Origin of the sequence: Lichenicoccus sp. (assembly GCF_965277665.1) — a bacterium.
Taxonomy (GTDB): domain Bacteria; phylum Pseudomonadota; class Alphaproteobacteria; order Acetobacterales; family Acetobacteraceae; genus Lichenicoccus.
This window is the reverse complement of record NZ_OZ255835.1, coordinates 1,135,811-1,153,990: the sequence shown is the minus strand read 5'-3', so window position 1 is coordinate 1,153,990 and position 18,180 is coordinate 1,135,811. Positions and strand designations below refer to the sequence as shown.

Annotated in this window: 15 protein-coding genes; 8 read left to right on the top strand and 7 right to left on the bottom strand. The window is 68.3% G+C overall.

Going from position 1 to position 18,180, the window contains the following annotated elements:
* Positions 1-23: 23 nt before the first annotated feature.
* From ACQY4O_RS05125 to ACQY4O_RS05115, 3 genes are read right to left on the bottom strand one after another with little or no spacing between them, the layout of a single operon-like run.
* Entirely contained in the window at positions 24-1,796 is a 1,773-nt protein-coding gene (locus ACQY4O_RS05125) for a fatty acyl-AMP ligase (RefSeq protein ID WP_428375134.1), read from the bottom strand.
* On the bottom strand, positions 1,793-2,953 hold the full coding sequence (locus ACQY4O_RS05120; RefSeq protein ID WP_428375133.1) for a dATP pyrophosphohydrolase: 1,161 nt from the start codon (positions 2,951-2,953) through the stop codon (positions 1,793-1,795). The genes ACQY4O_RS05125 and ACQY4O_RS05120 overlap by 4 nt, the downstream gene beginning before the upstream one ends.
* Complete coding sequence (locus ACQY4O_RS05115; RefSeq protein WP_428375132.1) at positions 2,950-3,663, bottom strand: sterol desaturase family protein; 714 nt, start codon at positions 3,661-3,663, stop codon at positions 2,950-2,952. The genes ACQY4O_RS05120 and ACQY4O_RS05115 overlap by 4 nt, the downstream gene beginning before the upstream one ends.
* 343 nt (positions 3,664-4,006) lie before the next feature.
* Here ACQY4O_RS05115 and ACQY4O_RS05110 point away from each other — a divergent pair, with 343 nt between their 5' ends.
* Positions 4,007-4,375 (top strand): DUF2141 domain-containing protein, encoded by a 369-nt coding sequence (locus ACQY4O_RS05110; protein WP_428375131.1) that lies wholly within the window; start codon positions 4,007-4,009, stop codon positions 4,373-4,375.
* 31 nt (positions 4,376-4,406) lie between these two features.
* Here ACQY4O_RS05110 and spt read toward each other — a convergent pair whose 3' ends face one another.
* A complete protein-coding gene (gene spt / locus ACQY4O_RS05105) occupies positions 4,407-5,627 on the bottom strand; it encodes a serine palmitoyltransferase (RefSeq protein ID WP_428375130.1) in 1,221 nt (406 codons plus the stop codon).
* Between the two features lie 6 nt (positions 5,628-5,633).
* The gene (locus ACQY4O_RS05100) at positions 5,634-5,897 is read right to left on the bottom strand and encodes an acyl carrier protein (protein WP_428375129.1); all 264 of its coding nucleotides are present in this window, start codon (positions 5,895-5,897) and stop codon (positions 5,634-5,636) included.
* A 306-nt stretch (positions 5,898-6,203) separates the two neighbouring features.
* On the opposite strand from ACQY4O_RS05100, the gene ACQY4O_RS05095 reads away from it, so the two are divergent.
* From ACQY4O_RS05095 to ACQY4O_RS05070, 6 genes are all read left to right on the top strand, one after another.
* On the top strand, positions 6,204-7,430 hold the full coding sequence (locus ACQY4O_RS05095; RefSeq protein WP_428375128.1) for an efflux RND transporter periplasmic adaptor subunit: 1,227 nt from the start codon (positions 6,204-6,206) through the stop codon (positions 7,428-7,430).
* Between the two features lie 14 nt (positions 7,431-7,444).
* Positions 7,445-10,627, top strand: a complete 3,183-nt coding sequence (locus ACQY4O_RS05090) for an efflux RND transporter permease subunit (RefSeq protein WP_428375127.1) — start codon at positions 7,445-7,447, stop codon at positions 10,625-10,627.
* Entirely contained in the window at positions 10,624-10,959 is a 336-nt protein-coding gene (locus ACQY4O_RS05085; protein WP_428375126.1) for a gamma-glutamylcyclotransferase family protein, read from the top strand. Before ACQY4O_RS05090 ends, ACQY4O_RS05085 begins: the two co-directional genes overlap by 4 nt.
* Positions 10,960-11,034: 75 nt before the next feature.
* On the top strand, positions 11,035-12,540 hold the full coding sequence (locus ACQY4O_RS05080; protein WP_428375125.1) for a sugar ABC transporter ATP-binding protein: 1,506 nt from the start codon (positions 11,035-11,037) through the stop codon (positions 12,538-12,540).
* A 5-nt stretch (positions 12,541-12,545) separates the two neighbouring features.
* A complete protein-coding gene (locus ACQY4O_RS05075; protein WP_428378112.1) occupies positions 12,546-13,526 on the top strand; it encodes an ABC transporter permease in 981 nt (326 codons plus the stop codon).
* A gap of 23 nt (positions 13,527-13,549) precedes the next feature.
* Positions 13,550-14,509 carry a substrate-binding domain-containing protein gene (locus ACQY4O_RS05070; RefSeq protein WP_428375124.1) on the top strand — a complete coding sequence of 320 codons (960 nt, stop codon included), beginning with the start codon at positions 13,550-13,552 and terminating at the stop codon, positions 14,507-14,509.
* A gap of 9 nt (positions 14,510-14,518) precedes the next feature.
* Here ACQY4O_RS05070 and ACQY4O_RS05065 read toward each other — a convergent pair whose 3' ends face one another.
* Complete coding sequence (locus ACQY4O_RS05065; protein WP_428375123.1) at positions 14,519-15,187, bottom strand: HAD-IA family hydrolase; 669 nt, start codon at positions 15,185-15,187, stop codon at positions 14,519-14,521.
* A 147-nt stretch (positions 15,188-15,334) separates the two neighbouring features.
* Between ACQY4O_RS05065 and fumC the strand changes: the two genes are divergently transcribed.
* Positions 15,335-16,741: a class II fumarate hydratase gene (gene fumC / locus ACQY4O_RS05060; RefSeq protein WP_428375122.1), complete on the top strand. Its 1,407-nt coding sequence runs from the start codon at positions 15,335-15,337 to the stop codon at positions 16,739-16,741.
* A 10-nt stretch (positions 16,742-16,751) separates the two neighbouring features.
* Here fumC and ACQY4O_RS05055 read toward each other — a convergent pair whose 3' ends face one another.
* Positions 16,752-18,131, bottom strand: a complete 1,380-nt coding sequence (locus ACQY4O_RS05055) for an MFS transporter (protein WP_428375121.1) — start codon at positions 18,129-18,131, stop codon at positions 16,752-16,754.
* Between the last annotated feature and the right edge of the window lie 49 nt (positions 18,132-18,180).

The window sequence follows — 18,180 nt, the reverse complement described above, 5'->3', positions numbered from 1 at the left end:
GCCGGACCCGGCGGCTGCCCTTGTCACGCCGGAACGGCGACCGCCGGCAACCGGTCGGCGAGGTAGCGCTGGCGCACCGAGGAGCGGCTCAGCTTGCCGGACGAGGTGTATGGCAGGCTGCCGGGTGCCACCAGCACGATCCGGCTGTCGAGGCCGTGGCAGGACCGCACCGCGTCGCTGACCGCGAGGGCGAGCCGCTGGCTGTGCGCCGGCCCCGCGACGCCGCGCGCCTCGACCGCGACTACCAGGATCTCCTGCCCGTCCAGCTCGACCGAGAAGGCAGCGACATCGCCAGTACGGACATCGGGCACCGAATGTTCGATGCTCCATTCCAGGTCCTGCGGCCAGATGTTGCGCCCGTTGATGATGATCAGGTCCTTGGCGCGCCCGGTCAGCACCAGCGTCTCGCCGAGCCGGTAGCCGAGGTCCCCGGTCTCCAGCCAGCCATCCGCCGACAGGATCGCCTGCGTCTCCGCCGGCCTGCGGTCATAGCCTTGCATCATGCTGGCACCACGGGCAAAGATCCGTCCCACCCGGCGATCGCCCAGCACCACGCCGTCGGCCGTGCGTATCTCGATCTCGTGGTCCGGCAGCGCCGTGCCGCACAGCACCAGCGTGCGCGCCCGCGCATCGGGTCCATCCGGCGCACGGGCCACGCCATCCTGCTCCAGGCGGTCCAGGTCGACGGTGTCGGTCTCGATACCACGCCCGACCGGCGCGAAGCTGATCGCAAGCGTCGCCTCCGCCATGCCGTAGCTCGGCAGGAACGCCTCCGCCCGGTAGCCGCAGGAGGCGAAGGTGCGCGCGAACCCGCTCAGCGAGGCCGGACGGATCATGTCGCCGCCGATGCCGGCGATGCGCCAGCTCGCGAGGTCGAGCTCGGACTTGTTGATCGCGCGCTCGCGCCGCGTGCACAGCTCGTAGCCGAAGCTCGGGCTGTAGGAGATCGTGGCCCGGCCGGTGCTGATCAGCGATAGCCAGAGCTGCGGCCGGCGCACGAAATCCTGCGTCGCCAGCAGGTCGACCGTCACCTGCCCGGCCAGCGGGCTCAGCAGGAAGCCGACGAGGCCCATGTCGTGGTACAGCGGCAGCCAGGACACCGCGCGGTCATCGGGGCAGATCCGCAGCCCGTGCCGCAGGATCGCTGAGGCGTTGGCCATCAGCGCCTTGTGCTGCACCACCACCCCGATCGGGAACCGGGTGCTGCCGGACGAGAATTGCAGGTAGGCGGTCTGGTGCGGGCCAATCGTCGGCAGGACGATGTCGCGCGCCGGGTGCTCCGGCAGGTCGGCCAGCGTGCTGCACAGCCGCACGCTGCCCGCGGCCGCGAACCAGTCGCGCAGCGCCTCGGGCACGAACAAGGCGACCGCCCGCGCCTCCTCGACCAGGCGCTGGATGTGGGCGGTGTAGGTCTCGCGGCCGCCGAACACGAACGGCATCGGCAGCGGCGCCGGCACGAGGCCGGCATGCTGGCAGGCAAAGAACACGCGTACGAAATCGGGATGAGTCTCGGCGATGACGGCGACGCGCTCGCCTGGCCGCAGCCCGAGTGCGAGCAGGCGGCGAGCGAGCGCCATCGCCTCGGCGCGTAGGCTGCGGTAGGAGAGCGACGCGGTCAGCTCGCCGCGGATCGAAAAGAAGTTGAGGCCGGTCTCCCCGTCGGCGGCGTAGTCAAGCGCGTCCGTCAGGGTCAGGAAATCGCCCGGGATCTGGTCGAGGCCGCTGCAGGTCGGCGTCGGCCCGGACCGGGCGGCACTCGCCGGCGCCGGATCAGCCCAGGCGCTTGGGGCCTTCATGTCGCCAGCGCCTTTTCGAACACGCGATAGGTCTTGTAGGCGTGCCCGCCGACGGCTTCCGCCAGATGCCGCATCGGCAGGTTGTCCTCCAGGATCCACGACATCTCGACCGCCTCGATGCCGCGCGCCAGCGCCGCGCGCCGCAGCGCCTCGACGATGTGCAGCGGCAGCAGGCTGCCGAGCAGTCCGGCGCCGTATCGCTTGCGTACCCCCATCAGCGGCACCCGGGCCGACGCGACGCCGGAGACTTTCAGCCGCCACAGCAACTTCGCCCAGCCGAACGGCAGCAGCCGGCCGGACAGGTCGCCGATCGCCGCATTGAGATTGGGCAGGCACAGGCCGAACGCCGCCGGCTCGCCCGCGACATCGGCGAACCACACCAGGCGCTCATGCAGCAGCGGCCGCAGCGCGCGCGCGATATGCGTCACCTCGGCCTCGGTGATCGGCACGAAGCCCCAGTTTCCCGACCATCCGTCATTATAGATCTCCACGACCGAGGCGATGTCGCGCTCCAGCGTGGCAATCCGCATATGGCGTAGCGTGACCCCGGACGGCAGCCCGCGCCCGACCATGGCGGCGGCGGCAGGTGGCAGCGCCGCCGCGGTGTCGCAGAGATAGGCCAGCACGTCGCGGACCTTGCGGTAGCCGAGCGCCTCCAGATGCGCCGCGGCATAGGGCGGATCATGCGGCATCATCAGCATCGGCGGGGTGCTGAACCCGTCGACCAGCAGGCCGGTCTCCTCGTTGATGGACAGGCTGAACGGCCCCTGCACCTGCCGCAGGCCACGGCTCGCTAGCCAATGTTCCGCCGTCGCCAGCAGGGCTGCGAACACCGCGCGGTCGTCGATCGCCACCAGGGAGCCGAAACTGCCGATCGGACCGTCCGGGCCGTCCTGCGACAGGTGGTCCCGCTGCGCGCTGATCCGGCCGACATCGCGGCCATGCCGCCGCGCGATCCAGAACGCCGCATCGGCATGGGTGAAGAACGGATTGCCGCGGGCCGTCAACGCAGCCCGGCGCTCCGAGCGCAGCCCCGGCACGTAGGCGGGATCGGACCGGTACAGCCGCTCCGGCAGGCGGATGAATCGCCCGATGCCCGAGCGGCCGATGGCGGGAATGATCTCGACGGGGCCGGCTGCGGCACTCGCAGCCCTCATGCCCGCCTGCCCGGCCTTGGTGGACGATCCAGCGGCAGGCCGCCCGACAGTTCGGCGACCCACGGATAACGCTGCGCCTCGCTGCGATCGTAGCCGAGGTTGAAGACGTGCGGCGACCGCCGACGCTCGCGTGCGGAGCCGTAATAGGTTCCGAACAGGCGGTCGATGGCGAACGAGGTGATCCCGTAATTGCCCTCCTCATCGTGGAAATGATGCGCCAGGTGCAGTTCCTTCATCCTCCGCCACAGCCGGTTCCGGGGCTTGAAGTTCAGGTGTTGTACGCAGTGGCAGAACTCGTAGATGCAGGTGATGACGAAGCCGGCACACACCGCTGCCGCAGCGCCCGGGGGGCCGCCGCCGACCAGCCAGCCCAGCGGAACCAGGATCGCCAGGATGGTCGGCGCGGTGTTCAGCGGCGAGCCGAACAGCACATCCATGCGGTGCGGATCCTGGTGATGGTCGAAATGGATGCGCTTCCACAGCGCGGACGTCATCCGCCACCGATACAGGAACCGGCCATGCAGGATGAAGCGGTGCAGCGCGTACCAGGTCAGCGGATAGGCGAGCATGGTCACCAGCACCGCGGCCAGCGGCCGCCAGGGCGCATGCGCCTCCCGCACCGCATAGACGCCGCCGCCGAGGGCGAGCAGGACATAGAGATGGATCGCGGGATGGCTGGCATAGGCCGCAACCAGGTCGCGCAGGGTCATCCGTCCCAGGTCGAAGCTTCGTCCATGTCTGCGCCAGCGCGTGTACATTCAATCCCCTTGGGCGGTATCGAGTGGCGCTGCCGCGCCGGCCTGTCAAGCGAGCCGGGTCCTGCGCTTTCGAACCACAAGCGGAGCATGATCGAACGGATCATGCTCGGGGCGCTTGCTGCGGGCGCGACTCTGCTGCATGCCGGTGCCTCGCCTCGCCACTCAGGGATGACAGGCTTTGAGGTCGTTGCTGCGGTCATGCCGGACAGCTGGAGTGCTGGTGCTGCTAGTCGGCCTCGGGCCGATCCCAGCCCTCGCGATATCCGCCGGACCATGCCCGGGACCGGTGGCAGGGATGCCGAAATTCTACGTCACCGGCACCGGCGCAAGACGTGTCGCCGGCAACATCACCTTCACCTTGTACGGACCCGACCCGGCCAAATATCTGGTGCGCAACGGTGCGCTTGCCGTGCTGAGGGTGCCGCTCTCGACCACCCAGGCCGAGGCCTGCTTCGCCGTGTCCGCGGCAGGCACGTATGCGGTGGCGATCTACCATGACGAGAACGACAATCATCATTTCGATCGAAACTTCCTCGGCCTGCCGGCCGAAGGCTACGGGTTCTCCAACAACGCGGCGCCGCTGTTCGCACCCCCGCGCTTCGACGCGGTAAAGATCACGGTGCATCCGGGCATCAACCGTATCGCCATCCGGCTGCGCTACTGATCCCGGGGATCAGGCTCCTGGCGGCCCGGACCTACTGAGCCGCGTTTATGTAGTGCTGCATGACACGCGGGAGCACGCCCAGTTCCAGGCCGATCGCCGCCATCGCGCCGATGGCCTGGTCGATCTGGACCTGGGTATGCGCGGCGCTCACGCTGGTCCGGAGCAGCGACTGCCGCTCGGGGGTCGCGGGCGGCAGCGCGAGGTTGACGTAGATGCCGGCCTTCAGCAGCCGGTCCCAGAAGGCGGCTGCCAGCCGGGTATCGTCCAGGCGGATCGAGACAATCGGACTGATGGTCGGTCCCAGCGCAAAGCCGGCGCCCGCGAGACCCTCATAGAGGCGGGTCGCGTTCCGGTTCAGGGTGGCATGCAGCCCAGGCCGCGCCTCCAGCACCTCGAGCGCCTGCATCACGCCGGCGATGACGGAGGGCGGCAGCGAGGCGGTGAACATGTAGGCACGCGAGGCCAGCCTCAGCAGCTCGAAATCCGGCAGGTCGGAGGCACAGAAGCCGCCGATGCCGCCGAGGCTCTTGCTGAAGGTGCCGACGACGAAATCGACATCCGCCTCGATGCCGGTCGCCTCCGCCAGGCCGCGCCCATGCTCGCCGAGCACCCCCAGCGAGTGCGCCTCGTCCACCAGCAGCCAGGCGCCGGTCTCGCGCTTGACGGCGGCGATCTCCTGCAGCGGCGCGGTGTCGCCGAGCATGCTGTAGATGCCCTCCACGACGATCAGCTTGTCGCCGGGGCGGTCGGCCAGGAAGCGCAGGCGGCGATACAGGTCGTCCGGATCGTTGTGGCGGAAGCGGGTGACGGCGGCGTCGCTGAGCTTGGCGCCGTCATAGATGCTGGCGTGGCTGTCGGCGTCGAGCAGCAGGTAGTCATCGGCGCCGGCGAGTGCGGGCAGGATGCCGACATTGGCCTGGTAGCCGGTGGTGAAGAGCATCACCTCGCGGCGTCCGAGGAAGCGGGCGAGACGCCGCTCGAGCAGGGCATGGCCGCCATAGGTCCCGTTGGCGATCCGCGAGCCGGTGGTGCCGGTGCCGTCGGCGCGCAAGGCGGCGACGGCGGCGTCGACACAGAGCGCATCGAAGGTCAGGCCGAGGTAATTGTTGGTGCCGAACAGCAGGACCTTGCGACCATCGAGGATCGCCTCGGTCGGGCCCAGGATGGTCTCGAAGCGGACATCGAAGGGATCGACCGCGGATTGCAGCAGTTGCGCACGTGCTTGTTTCAGCGCGCCGTATTTTTGCAGCACTATCGATCAGACCTGCGCAAGATTGCGAACCAGTATATCTGCCAGATCGCCGACGGTCTGCACATCCGCGATGGCATCGAGCGGCACAACGGTGTTGAACTTCGTCTCCAGCTCCATGATGAAATCCATCACCGCGATCGAGTCGAGCTTGAGGTCCCGGACGATATTGGTATCGCGCCCGATGCTGTCGCAAAGCTCCGGCGACACGTCCCCGAGCGACCTGACGACGCTGACAATTTCCGCAATCACTTCTTCTTGAGGTGTAACCAACCCCAATCCCCCGGGTCACGCCGATCGACAGAGCGACGACGATAGCGCGATGGCGCTGTCCCGGCAATTCGAGCCGGGCATGCAGGCTACCCGCGATAAACCTTCGTGATCCAGGCATGCGGCTCGACAGGAACTTGTCGCTCGTGCCGCGCGAAAACCATGTGCTAAATTGGACCTTCAGCCATGCGCCGCACGAAAACGCAACGGGTCTCGCTCGTGTCGAAGCGAGCCTTGTAGGCGCCGCCGCCGCTCACTATACCAATCGGTACGGAATCTTGCAGTTCGTGCGGTCAGGTCGGAGCAGCGATGAGTGAAGCGAGCAATCGTCTGGGCAGATCGGTGCCGCGCCGCGGGCGGGGAGCCCTGACGACATCGGCCACGATCGTCGCGCTGGTCGCCGCCGCCATTCTGCTCGTCGCCTGGTGGGAAACGCCGCATGTCAAGGCCAGCGCCTTTGCGCCGCCGCCGCCCGCGGTAACGGTCAGCGTGCCGCTGCAGCGTTCTGTCGCGGGACGCCAGGGTTTCCTCGGCCAGTTCTCTCCGGTCGATCGGGTCGAACTGCGCGCGCAGGTCGGCGGCATCCTGACCGACATCGATTTCAAGGACGGCCAGATCGTCAAGAAGGGCGACCTGCTGTTCGTGATCGATCCGCGTCCCTACGAAATCAAGCTTGCCCAGGCGAAGGCGCAATACAAGACGGCATTGGCCCGGCTCGCGCTGGCGAACAGCGAGTTCTGGCGCGCGCAGCAGCTCAAGCGCACGGATTTCGGCACCGCGGAGAATGTGGATCAGCGCAGTGCGGACCAGCAATCGGCGCAGGCGGCGCTCGACCAGGCCGCGGCCGCGGTCCAGGATGCCGGCCTCGACCTCTCCTATTGCCGGGTGGTCGCGCCGTTCACCGGCAAGATCGGCGACCATCAGATTTCGGTCGGCAACCTGATCAGCGGCAGCCGGGCGGGCAGCAGTGCCACCAGCCTGCTCGCCACCATCGTCTCGCTCGATCCGATCCATCTCGACTTCGACATGAGCGAGTCTGACTTCCTGACCTTCAGCCACGCCCGCGAGCACGAGTCCGCGGCACTCGCCGACCGGGTCGAGATCAGCCTGAGCGACGAAGGCCGCTACACCCGCCTCGGCACCCTCGACTTCGTCGATAACAGCCTCAACCGGGCAAGCGGCACCATCCATGCCCGTGCCACCGTGCCGAACCCGGATTTGTTCCTGACCCCGGGCGAGTTCGCCCGGCTGCGCCTGACCATCTCGGCGCCGCGACCCGAGCTTCTGGTCCCTGCGGCCGCCGTGGTGCCGGACCAGTCCCAGCACATGCTGCTGGTCGCCGCGGCAAACGGCACCGTCGTGCCGCGTCCGGTGCAGACGGGCGAGCTGCGCGGCGGCCTGCGCGTCATCACCGCCGGGCTCAAGCCGACCGACCGGGTCATCATCGAGGGGCTGATGCACGCCATGCCGGGCACCAGGATCTCGCCGCAGGACGGCACGATCCGGTTCAATGACGCCGCCGACGCCGAGAATTAGGCCGGCATCAGATCATGCGTCTCACGCACCTCTTCATCGACCGGCCGATCCTGGCGACCGTGTTCAGCGTCTTCATCACGCTGATCGGCCTGGGTGCGCTGATGACGCTGCCGATCGCGCAGTTCCCCGAGATCGTGCCGCCGACGGTGCAGATCACCACCACCTATCCGGGCGCCTCGGCCGAGACGGTCGCGCGGACGGTCGCAACGCCGCTCGAGCAGGAGGTCAACGGCGTCGAGAACATGCTCTACATGAGCAGCCAGTCGACCGGCGACGGCAAGCTCACCCTGACGGTCACGTTCCAGATCGGCACCGACCTCAACGTGGCGCAGATGCTGACGCAGAACCGCGTCCAGGATGCGCTGCCGCGTCTGCCGCAGGATGTGCAGCAACTCGGCGTCCAGGTCAGGAAGTCGACGCCGAACATCCTGCTCGCGGTGCACCTGGTCTCGCCGGACGGCTCGCGAGATGCGCTCTACATCTCGAACTACGCCACCCTGCACGTGAAGGATGCGCTCGCCCGCCTGCCCGGCGTCGGCGACGTGCAGGTGTTCGGCAGTCGTGACTATGCCATGCGAATCTGGCTCGATCCCGACAAGGTCGCCGCCTACAACCTCAATGCGAGCGAGGTCCTCGCGGCACTCCGCGCGCAGAACGTCCAGGTTTCCGCGGGCATCCTCAACCAGCCGCCGATCCCGTCGCACGAAGCCTTCCAGCTCAACGTGCAGACACTCGGCCGCCTGTCGACGCCGGCGGAGTTCGGCGACATCGTGGTGAAGTCGGACGGCGGCGGCCGCGTCACCCGCATACGCGATGTCGGTCGCGTCGAGGTCGGCGCGCAGGATTACGGCTCGGCCGGCTTCGTCGATCATGGCGAGGCGACGGCGCTGCTGATTTTTGCCCAGCCGGGTGCGAATTCCCTCGCCGTCGAGCACGCGGTGCTGTCCACCACCGACGCGCTCTCCAAGGATTTTCCGCCCGGCCTGGGCTACAAGATCGTCTATGACCCGACCATCTTCGTGGCGAAGTCGGTGCACGAGGTCATCAAGACGATCTTCGTGGCGATCCTGCTGGTGGTCGGCGTCGTCATCATGTTCCTGCAGAACTGGCGCGCCTCGATCATTCCGGTGATCGCGATTCCGGTCTCGCTGATCGGCACCTTCCTGGTGCTCGCGGTCCTGGGCATCTCGCTCAACAACCTGTCCCTGTTCGGACTGGTGCTGGCGGTCGGCATCGTCGTCGATGACGCGATCGTCGTGGTCGAGAATGTCGAACGCAACCTCCGGCTGGGCATGAGCCCGTCCGAGGCCGCGCACCGGACGATGGATGAGGTCGGCGGGGCGCTGATCGCCATCGCCCTGACCCTGTGCGCGGTGTTTGTGCCGTCGGCGTTCCTCTCCGGGATTTCCGGGCAGTTCTTCCGGCAGTTCGCGGTCACCATCGCCGCCTCCACCGTCATCTCCTGCCTGGTCTCGCTGACCCTGAGCCCGGCGCTCTGCGCGGTCCTGTTCAAGCCACACGACGAATATTCCGTGCCGCGTCCCAACCTCGCCACACGTTTCGCCAGGGTGATCTTCGGCGGCTTCAACTGGGCATTCTCGCGTCTGTCCGAAGGCTACGCCCGGCTCACCGCGCGTCTCGTCAGGATGCTCGGCCTGGTGATGGTGATCTACGTGCTGCTGATCGCCTTTGCCGGCTTCCAGTTCTCGCGCGCGCCGACCGGGTTCATCCCGGAGCAGGACCAGGGCTACCTGATCACTGTCCTGCAGTTGCCCGCCGGCGCCACGCTCGATCGCACCGAGGCCGCGGTGCGCGAGGCCAGCAAGATCATCCTGGCCACCCCCGGCATCGAGCATGTCGTGCCGTTCGCCGGCCTGGATGCGACGACCTTCACCGTCGCCTCGAACGACGGCACGATCTTCTCCGGCCTGCCGTCGCTCTACAACCACTCCACGGCGCATGGCCTGAACGCCCAGGCCGTGCTCGCAAGCCTGCGCGCCCGGCTGTCGCACATCCAGGATGCCTACGTGCTGACCATCCCGCCGCCGCCGGTGCAGGGGCTCGGCAGCGCCGGCGGCTTCAAGATGATGCTGCAGGACCGCAGCGGCCTGGGCTCCGAGGTGCTGTCGAAGGCGGCGCAGACGCTGGTGGGTGCGGCCAACCGCGATCCCGACTTCGCCGGCGTGTTCACGCTGTTCAGCACCGGAACCCCATCCGTGTATGCCAGCATCGACCGCGAGAAGGCCGAGAAGGTCGGGCTGACGCCCAGCGACGTGTTCAACACGCTGGAGGTCTATCTCGGCTCGCAATACGTCAACGACTTCAACTATCTCGGCCGCACCTACGAGGTCGTGGTGCAGGCGGACGGACAATTCCGCCGCGGCGTCGGCGATATCGGCCGGCTGCGGGTGCGCAATGTCGGCGGCCTGATGGTGCCGATCGGCACCGTCGCGCGCTTCACCGATATCACCTCGCCCTACCGCGTCCCGCGCTACGACCTGTTCCCGGCGGCCGAGGTCATGGGGGCGGCAGCGCCCGGTATTGCCAGCGGCACCGCGCTGCACCGCATGGAAGAGCTGGCCCACCAGGTGCTGCCGAAGGGCATCGGCTTCGAGTGGACCGAGATCGCCTTCCAGCAGCAGGAACGCGGCACGCCCACGCTGCTGGTGTTCGGCGCCGCCGCGTTGTTCGTCTTCCTGGTGCTGGCGGCACAATATGAAAGCTGGAAGCTTCCGCTCTCCATCATCCTGATCGTGCCGATGTGCCTGCTGGCCTCGGTCACCGGCCTGCTCGCGCGCGGCATGTCGATCGACATCCTGGCGCAGATCGGCTTCGTGGTGCTGGTCGGGCTGGCCGCGAAGAACGCGATCCTGATCGTGGAGTTCGCGCGCCAGGCCGAGGATGCAGGCGCGACCCCGGCGGATGCCGCGGTGCATGCCGCCCGGACCCGGCTGCGGCCGATCCTGATGACGTCGTTCGCCTTCATCCTCGGTGTGGCACCACTGGCGGTGGCGACCGGCGCCGGCTCGGAGATGCGCCAGTCGCTGGGCACCGCGGTGTTCTTCGGCATGCTCGGCGTCACCGGGTTCGGCCTGCTGTTCACGCCGGCCTTCTATACCGTGGTGCGCAAGCTCGGCGGCCGCGCGGTGACGCGCCAGGAGCGCACCCGCCAGGTCCGCTCGACCGTGCCCGAGTGACATCCCGCGGCGAGGCCGTCTTCTCCTATGGCACGCTGCAGGATCCGGCCGTGCAGCAGGCCTGCTTCGGGCGGCGGCTGCCGGGAGACGCCGACGCCATCGCCGGCTACCGGCAATCGGCCATCGCGGTGGCCGAGCCGGATCGGGCGGGCACCCGGTCCTACCCGATCCTGGATCCATCCTCCGACGCGTCCGACCTGATTGCCGGCATGGTGCTGCTGCTGACCGAGGCCGAACTGGCCCAGGCCGACGAGTACGAGGGACCGGACTATCGGCGGGTGTGGGTTCGGACCCGGGCCGGCCGGGACGCCTGGGTCTATATCCGGGCCTGAGCGGCTCCCTTGTCGGCGCCGGATCGGCGCGCCATGCTCGATCCTTCAAGAGCTGCTCCAGCCGAAAGGATCCCGTTGTCCCCAGGAGCCACGCTCGCGGCCGACGGCCTCGGCAAGTCCTATGGCGGGGTTGCGGTGCTGTCCGAGGTCAGCCTGTCGGTCCGGCCAGGCGAACTGCGCGCCGTGCTGGGCGAGAACGGCGCCGGCAAGTCGACCCTGATGCAGCTGCTGTCCGGCCACCGGCAGCCCGACCACGGCCGCGTGCTGCTGGACGGCCAGCCCGTGCACCTCGCCAGCCCGATGCAGGCGGAGCGGCTCGGCATCGTCCTGGTGCACCAGGAACAGCTTCTCGCCGAGCAGCTCACGGTGGCGGAGAACCTGTTCCTGGGCCGCGAGCTGCGTCGTGGGCCGTTCCTGGACCGGGCCCGCATGCACGAGCTGGCGGCCGAGCGGCTGCAGGCGCTCGGCTGCCACGCCGCGCCAGGCGCGCCGGTCGGAAGTCTCTCCATCGCCGAACGCCAGATGGTGCAGATCGCGCGCGCTTTGCTGGTGCCGCGCCGCGTGGTGATCCTGGACGAGCCGACCGCGGTGCTGACGCCGCACGAGGTGGGCGCGCTGTTCGCCGCGATCCTGTCGCTCAAGGCCTCGGGGGTCGCGCTGCTGTACATCTCGCACCGGCTGGCCGAGGTGGCGATGATCGCCGACAGCGTCACCGTGCTGCGCGACGGCCGGCTGGTCACCTCGCGCCCGGCAGCCGGCCTCGGCGAGCTCGAGATGGCCCGCCTGATGGTCGGCCGCGACATGTCGACGCTGTTCCCGCCGAAGCCTCCCCTACCGGAACCATCCGACGCTCCTATCCTGCAGGTGCGGCGCGCCCGCGTGCCCGGCCATGTCGTCGAAGCCAGCTTCAGCCTGCAGCGAACAGAAATCCTCGGCTTCGGCGGCCTGGTCGGGGCCGGCCGCACCGAGCTGTTCGAGGGCCTGATCGGCCTGCGTCCGGCGTACATCGAGGCGGTCGCGGTGCATGGCGAGCCTTTCGCGCACCTGACGCCGCGTGGCGCGCTGCGGGCCGGGATCGCCTACCTGACCGAGGACCGCAAGGGCCGCGGGCTGCTGCGGCACCTGCCGCTGGCCACCAACCTCACCCTGGTCGCACCCTTCCAGCGCTTCGGACTGCTCGACGCGGCGCGCGAGTCCGCCGCCATGCAGCAGGCGCGCGACGAGTTCGACATACGCGCCGGCCGCAGCAGTGCGCTGGCCGGCCAGCTCTCCGGCGGCAACCAGCAGAAGCTGATGCTGGCCAAGACCATGCTGACCCGGCCGCGCATCCTGGTGATCGACGAGCCGACCCGCGGCATCGATATCGGCACCAAGGCGCAGATCTACCGCTTCATCGCGGCCCTCGCCGCGGCCGGCACGGCGGTGGTGGTGATCTCGTCCGAGATGCAGGAGCTGATCGGCCTGTGCCACCGGGTGCTGGTGATGCGCCACGGTCGCATCGTGGCCGAGCTCGAGGGCGATGCGATGACCGAGGATGCGATCGTGGTGCATGCGACCGGTGTCGGCGAGCGGGCCGCGTGAGCACCATGCCCGCGCGCGGCTGGCGCATGCGCCGCATCGATCCCGCCTCGCTGGCGCCGTTCGCCGCGCTGGCCTTTCTCGTCATCATCGGCACGCTGCTGAACGGGCGCTTCCTGGCGCCTGACAACCTCGCCAACGTGGTGACCCGCGCCTCCTTCATCGCGGTGATCGGCATCGGCGCCACCTTCGTCATTGCCGCCGGCGGGCTGGATCTCTCCGTCGGTTCGATGTCCGCCTTCATCGGCGGCAGCGCCATCCTGCTTGCCAATGCCAGCGCCTCGCATGGCTACGGCACCGCGCTGGCGGTCGGTGCGGCGGTGGCGATCGGCGGCGGCGCGCTGTGCGGTCTCGCCAACGGCCTCGTCATCACGGTCGGCCGGCTGGAGGCGTTCATCGTCACCCTCGGCTCGATGGGCATCTTCCGGGCGCTGACCACATACCTCGCCCAGGGCGGCTCGCTCTCGCTCACCCCGGACGACCTGCAGGACCTGGTGCGACCGGTGTATTTCGGCACCGCGCTGGGCATCCCGGTGCCGGTGCTGGTGTTCCTGGCTCTCGGCGCGCTGGCGTGGGTGGTGCTGCATCGGACGCCATTCGGCCGCCACGTGGTGGCGATCGGCGCCAACGAGGAGGTCGCCCGCTACTCGTCGGTCGCGATCGGCCGGGTGCGCACGATCACCTACGTCATCCAGGGCGCCTGCGTCGGCATCGCCACCATCCTGTACGTGCCGAGGCTGTCCTCGGTGACGCCGACCTCGGGCCTGCTGTGGGAACTGCAGGCGATCACCGCGGTGGTGATCGGCGGCACCTCGCTGCGCGGCGGCAACGGCCGGATCTGGGGCACCATCGCCGGCGCCCTGGTGCTCGAGTCGGTTGCGAACATCATGGTGCTGTCGAATATCGTCAGCGAATATCTGATCGGCGCCGTGCAGGGCGCGATCATCATCGTGGCGATGCTGGTGCAACGAGGCCTCAGGCGAAACTGAGGCGCGCGAGGAGGGGACGACTCATGACGCACAGGTTTATCGGGATAGTGGCCGCGGCAGCGCTAGCCGGAGGAATAGCCGCGGCATCCGCGCATGCCCAGGCCGGGAAATTTACCATCGCGGTCTCGCTGCCGACCGCCGACCATGGCTGGACCGGCGGCCTGCTGTACGACGCCAAGCAGGAGGCAGCGCTGCTCGAGCACGCCTATCCGGGGCTGACGGTGATCGTGAAGCCCTCGTCCAGCGCCGCCGACCAGGCCAGCGCACTCGAGGATCTGACCGCCGGCACCAGGCCTGATGCGCTGGTGGTGCTGCCGTATGATTCGAGCCAGCTCACCGGCGCAGTGCGCCGGGTCAAGGCGAAGGGCGTATTCATCACGGTGGTGGATCGCGGGCTGACCGACCCCGCGATCCAGGATGTCTATGTCGCCGGCGACAATCCCGAATTCGGCCGCGTGGCTGGCAAGTATTTCGTGCACGCACTCGGCGGCCACGGCGACGTGGTGGTGATGCGCGGCATCCCGACCGTGGTCGACACCCAGCGCGTCACCGGCTTCCAGCAGGCGATCGCCGGGTCGGGCGTCAAGATCATGGACATGCAGTTCGCCAACTGGAGCCGCGACGAGGGCTTCAAGGTGATGCAGGACTTCCTCGCCAAGCACGGGCATATCGACGCGGTCTGGGCCGCCGACGACGACGTGGCGCAGGGCGCGCTGCGCGCCATCGCGCAGGCCAAGCGCACCGACATCAAGTTCGTCGTCGGTGGCGCCGGCATGCGCGAGGTCATCAAGGGGGTGATGGACGGCAATTCCCTGATGCCGGTCGACGTGTCCTATCCGCCCTCGATGATGAAGACGGCGATGGATGTGACCGCAGCCCATCTGATCTCGAAGGCGGCGGTGCGCGGGACCTTCCTGCTCTCGACGGTGCTGATCACCAAGCAGAACGCCGCGGAGTATTACGACCCGAACTCGCCATTCTGACGATGGCCCTTACTCGTCGGCGTGCAGTTCCAGCACGCCGCCCGGCCGGATGACGACCGAGAGACCCCGGTAGTCCGGGATTGTCACATGCCGGGTCGCGATCGGGTGCGGATGGGTCGCGGTCACGACCACCACCGCGGCGGCGGCGGCGTCGGCAGCAGCGATGCCCGCCGGCGCGTCCTCGAACACCAGGCAATTCGCCGCCGGAAAGCCGAGCCGGCCGGCGGCCAGCAGGAAGCATTCCGGCGCCGGCTTGCCGTGCGTCACATCCTCGGCCGCAATCAGCAGCCTCGGTGGCGCGAGGCCCGCCGCCTGCAGCCGCCGGAGCGCCAGGGCGCGCGGCGCCGAGGTCACGATCGCGTGGCGTTGCGGCGGGATCGAAGCCAGGAACCCGGCCGCACCTTGGATCGGCACCACACCCTCGACATCGGCCATCTCGGCGCGCGTGATGGCGAGCGCTTCCGCTTCGGGATCCACACCCGGCAGTGCGAGCCGGCGGATCGTCTCGACAGAGCGCACGCCGTGGATGGTCGGCAGAAAGCTTGCGACATCGAGACCATGACGCTGCGCCCACGCCGTCCAGACCCGTTCGGCGGCTGCGATCGAACTCAGCAGCGTACCATCCATGTCGAACAGGAAGGCCGCGAAACCTTGTCCCGGGAACAGCGTCTGGGTCATTACGTGGCGGCCTCCGTGTTGCGATGCGGCAGCGGCAATGCACCGCAGGTGACGGCCTACTTCTAAGGCAGCATCCGATTATAGGGTATCGCTTCGCGTCGCCACGCCGATCCAGGGCAACACAGGCTTCGATCGAGGGCAGCCGACATGACCGAAATGCGTATCGAGACCGACAGCCTCGGACCCATCGAGGTCGCTGCCGACCGGCTGTGGGGAGCGCAGACCCAGCGCTCGATCCTCTACTTCAGCATCGGGCACGACCTCATGCCGCGCGAAATGATCGACGCCTACGCGATCCTGAAGCGGGCGGCGGCACTGTCCAACCGCGACAGCGGCCGGCTGGACGACACGATAAGCGGCCTGATCGGGACCGCCTGCGACGAACTGCTCGAAGGCCGGCACCGGGACATGTTTCCGCTGCATGTCTGGATGACCGGCAGCGGCACGCAGTTCAACATGAACGTCAACGAGGTGGTCTCGAACCGGTGCTGCCAGCTGGCCGGAACGCCGCTCGGCAGCAAGCGGCCGGTGCATCCGAACGACCATGTCAACATGTCGCAATCCTCGAACGACAGCTTTCCCTCGGCGATGTACATGGCGGCCGCGATCGGCGTCACCGGGCGCCTGATCCCGTCGGTCGCGGCCCTGCGGGATGCGATCACGGCCAAGGCGCGCGCGTGGGACGATATCGTCAAGATCGGCCGCACCCACATGCAGGATGCCACGCCGATCACCCTGGGCCAGGAATGGTCCGGATTCGCCGGCCTGCTCGAGGACGGCCTCGAGCGGCTGGCCGACGCGCTGCGCGGCGTCTACCGGCTTGCTCTGGGCGGCACAGCGGTCGGCACCGGCATCAACGCGGCGCCCGGCTTTGCCGAGGCGGTGACGGCGGAGGTCGCGCGTGCGACCGGGCTGGCGTTCGTCAGTGCCTCGAACAAGTTCACCGTGCAGGGCTCGCACGATGCCCTGGTGCAGCTTTCCGGCACGCTGCGGACCCTGGCAGCCTCGCTGTTCAAGATCGCCAACGACATCCGGCTGCTGTCCTGCGGGCCGCGTGCCGGACTCGCCGAATTGCTGATCCCGGAGAACGAGCCGGGCTCCTCGATCATGCCGGGCAAGGTCAACCCGACCCAGGTCGAGGCGATGACGATGCTGGCGGTGCAGGTGATGTCCAACGACGTGGCGGTCGGCTTCGGCGGCGCCGGCGGCCTGCTGCAGATGAACGTGTACAAGCCGCTGATGATCGCCAACATCATGCAGTCGATCACGCTGCTTGCCGACGGCTGCACGAACTTCCGGAAATTCCTCATCGAGGGCACCGAGCCGAACCGCAGGAAGCTCGCAGCCTATGTCGAGCAGTCGCTGATGCTGGTCACCGCCCTGGCCCCGGTGATCGGCTACGACCGCGCCTCGGCAATCGCGCACCATGCCATGCAGCACGACCTGACCCTGCGCGACGCCGCCCTCGGCCTCGGCTATGTCAGCGCCGAGGATTTCGACCGCATCGTCGTCCCGATCAGGATGACGCAGCCGTACGTGGCGTCAGCCGTCTGACGTCACGGTTTCAGTCCCCGTCATAGCCATACACTTCCGGCAGCAGGAAGATCGCCGCCAGCAGGCCGATCAGCGGGAAGATCGCCACGAACAGGGTGGCGTTGCCGTGGCCGATCGCGCTGAACAGCACCGGGAACAGGAAGATGGCGAGGAACGACGGCAGCTTGACGAAGATGTAGGCAACACCGGACGCGACGCCGCGATATTCCGGGCGCGCCATCATCGAGGCGATGGTGATGCCGTTCTCGGCGTCCCAGTAATGGCCCCAGAGCATGACCGCGGCGGCGAACGGCAGGATCAGCGTGTGCCCGGACTTGATCGCGTAGCCGGCGACCAGCAGCGACACCAGCACGATCCCGAAGCCGGAGATGCTCAGGCCGCGCTGCCCGATGCGCGGCGTGATCAAGGGGCCGACCCAGCCGGAGATCGCGGCAACCATGTAGAGCAGCATGGTCACGAGATCGGTGCCGAGCACGCTCGACACGCCGACCAGCACGAACAGCACCGGAATGTAGAACGCGAAGGTGGAGAACTCGCTGCCCTGCGCGAAGCACGAGATCCAGCCGAACAACGTGGCCCGCCTGCGGATCGGGTCGCGCCAGATATGCTTGAAGAAGTCGCGCGCGCGCGGCTGCGCAATCACGATGTCCTGGTCGGGCAGGAAGTCGAGCGGATCGTGGTACATCTGTGCCGAGACCTGCTTGGCCTCGCGGAACCGTCCGCGCCGGATCAGCCAGATCGCGGTTTCCGGCAGGTTGTAGCGCAGCGCGAAGATGATCGCGGCCGGCACCGCGCCGAAGCCCAGGGTCAGCCGCCAGACCAGCCAGTGCGGCAGGGCGAAGGCGAGCAGCACCGCGATCAACGCCAGCGCGAACACCTCGCCGACCGCGAACATGAACTGCCAGCGGTTGCCCATCACCTCGCGTTCGCCCTTCGGCAGGAACTCCATGATGTAGGTGTAGCCGTTCGAGATATCGCTGCCGAGCGGGATGCCCAGGATCAGCCGGACCACCACGAGCCAGATCATCCCCGGGACGAAGGCCTGGGCCAGCGCGAACACCACGAACATGACCATGGTGGTGAGAAAGATCGCCCGCCGCCCGATCCGGTCGGACAGCCAGCCGCCGAGCAGCGAGCCGACGATGGCGCCGCCCTGGGTGCCGGCGCCGGCCAGGCCGAGCAGCGCCGGAGACGGATGGAACTGCTCGCGCAGGAAGATCAGCACGAAGGCGATCGAGTACAGGTCCCAGGCCTCAACCAGGATCGAGGCGATCATCAGCCAGCCGACCCGCGTGCCGTTCGGGCTGTGATGGGCCACCAGGTGCTTCACCGCCCGATCCATCAGCGCCTGCTGCTGCGCATCGACCGGCGCGGTGATCGGTATATCCATCCGAGTGCCCCTTCTCGAGTCGGCGCCGCCCGACGGCCTGTCAGACCCG

Bases quoted from the DNA above. Each gene is read 5' to 3' on its own strand.
- ACQY4O_RS05065 (WP_428375123.1), bottom strand. From the start codon at position 15,187: ATGACCCAGACGCTGTTCCCGGGACAAGGTTTCGCGGCCTTCCTGTTC.
- ACQY4O_RS05110 (WP_428375131.1), top strand. From the start codon at position 4,007: ATGCCGAAATTCTACGTCACCGGCACCGGCGCAAGACGTGTCGCCGGC.
- ACQY4O_RS05075 (WP_428378112.1), top strand. From the start codon at position 12,546: ATGCCCGCGCGCGGCTGGCGCATGCGCCGCATCGATCCCGCCTCGCTG.
- ACQY4O_RS05070 (WP_428375124.1), top strand. From the start codon at position 13,550: ATGACGCACAGGTTTATCGGGATAGTGGCCGCGGCAGCGCTAGCCGGA.
- ACQY4O_RS05115 (WP_428375132.1), bottom strand. From the start codon at position 3,663: ATGACCCTGCGCGACCTGGTTGCGGCCTATGCCAGCCATCCCGCGATC.
- ACQY4O_RS05055 (WP_428375121.1), bottom strand. From the start codon at position 18,131: ATGGATATACCGATCACCGCGCCGGTCGATGCGCAGCAGCAGGCGCTG.
- ACQY4O_RS05095 (WP_428375128.1), top strand. From the start codon at position 6,204: ATGAGTGAAGCGAGCAATCGTCTGGGCAGATCGGTGCCGCGCCGCGGG.
- ACQY4O_RS05125 (WP_428375134.1), bottom strand. From the start codon at position 1,796: ATGAAGGCCCCAAGCGCCTGGGCTGATCCGGCGCCGGCGAGTGCCGCC.
- fumC (WP_428375122.1), top strand. From the start codon at position 15,335: ATGACCGAAATGCGTATCGAGACCGACAGCCTCGGACCCATCGAGGTC.
- ACQY4O_RS05120 (WP_428375133.1), bottom strand. From the start codon at position 2,953: ATGAGGGCTGCGAGTGCCGCAGCCGGCCCCGTCGAGATCATTCCCGCC.
- ACQY4O_RS05090 (WP_428375127.1), top strand. From the start codon at position 7,445: ATGCGTCTCACGCACCTCTTCATCGACCGGCCGATCCTGGCGACCGTG.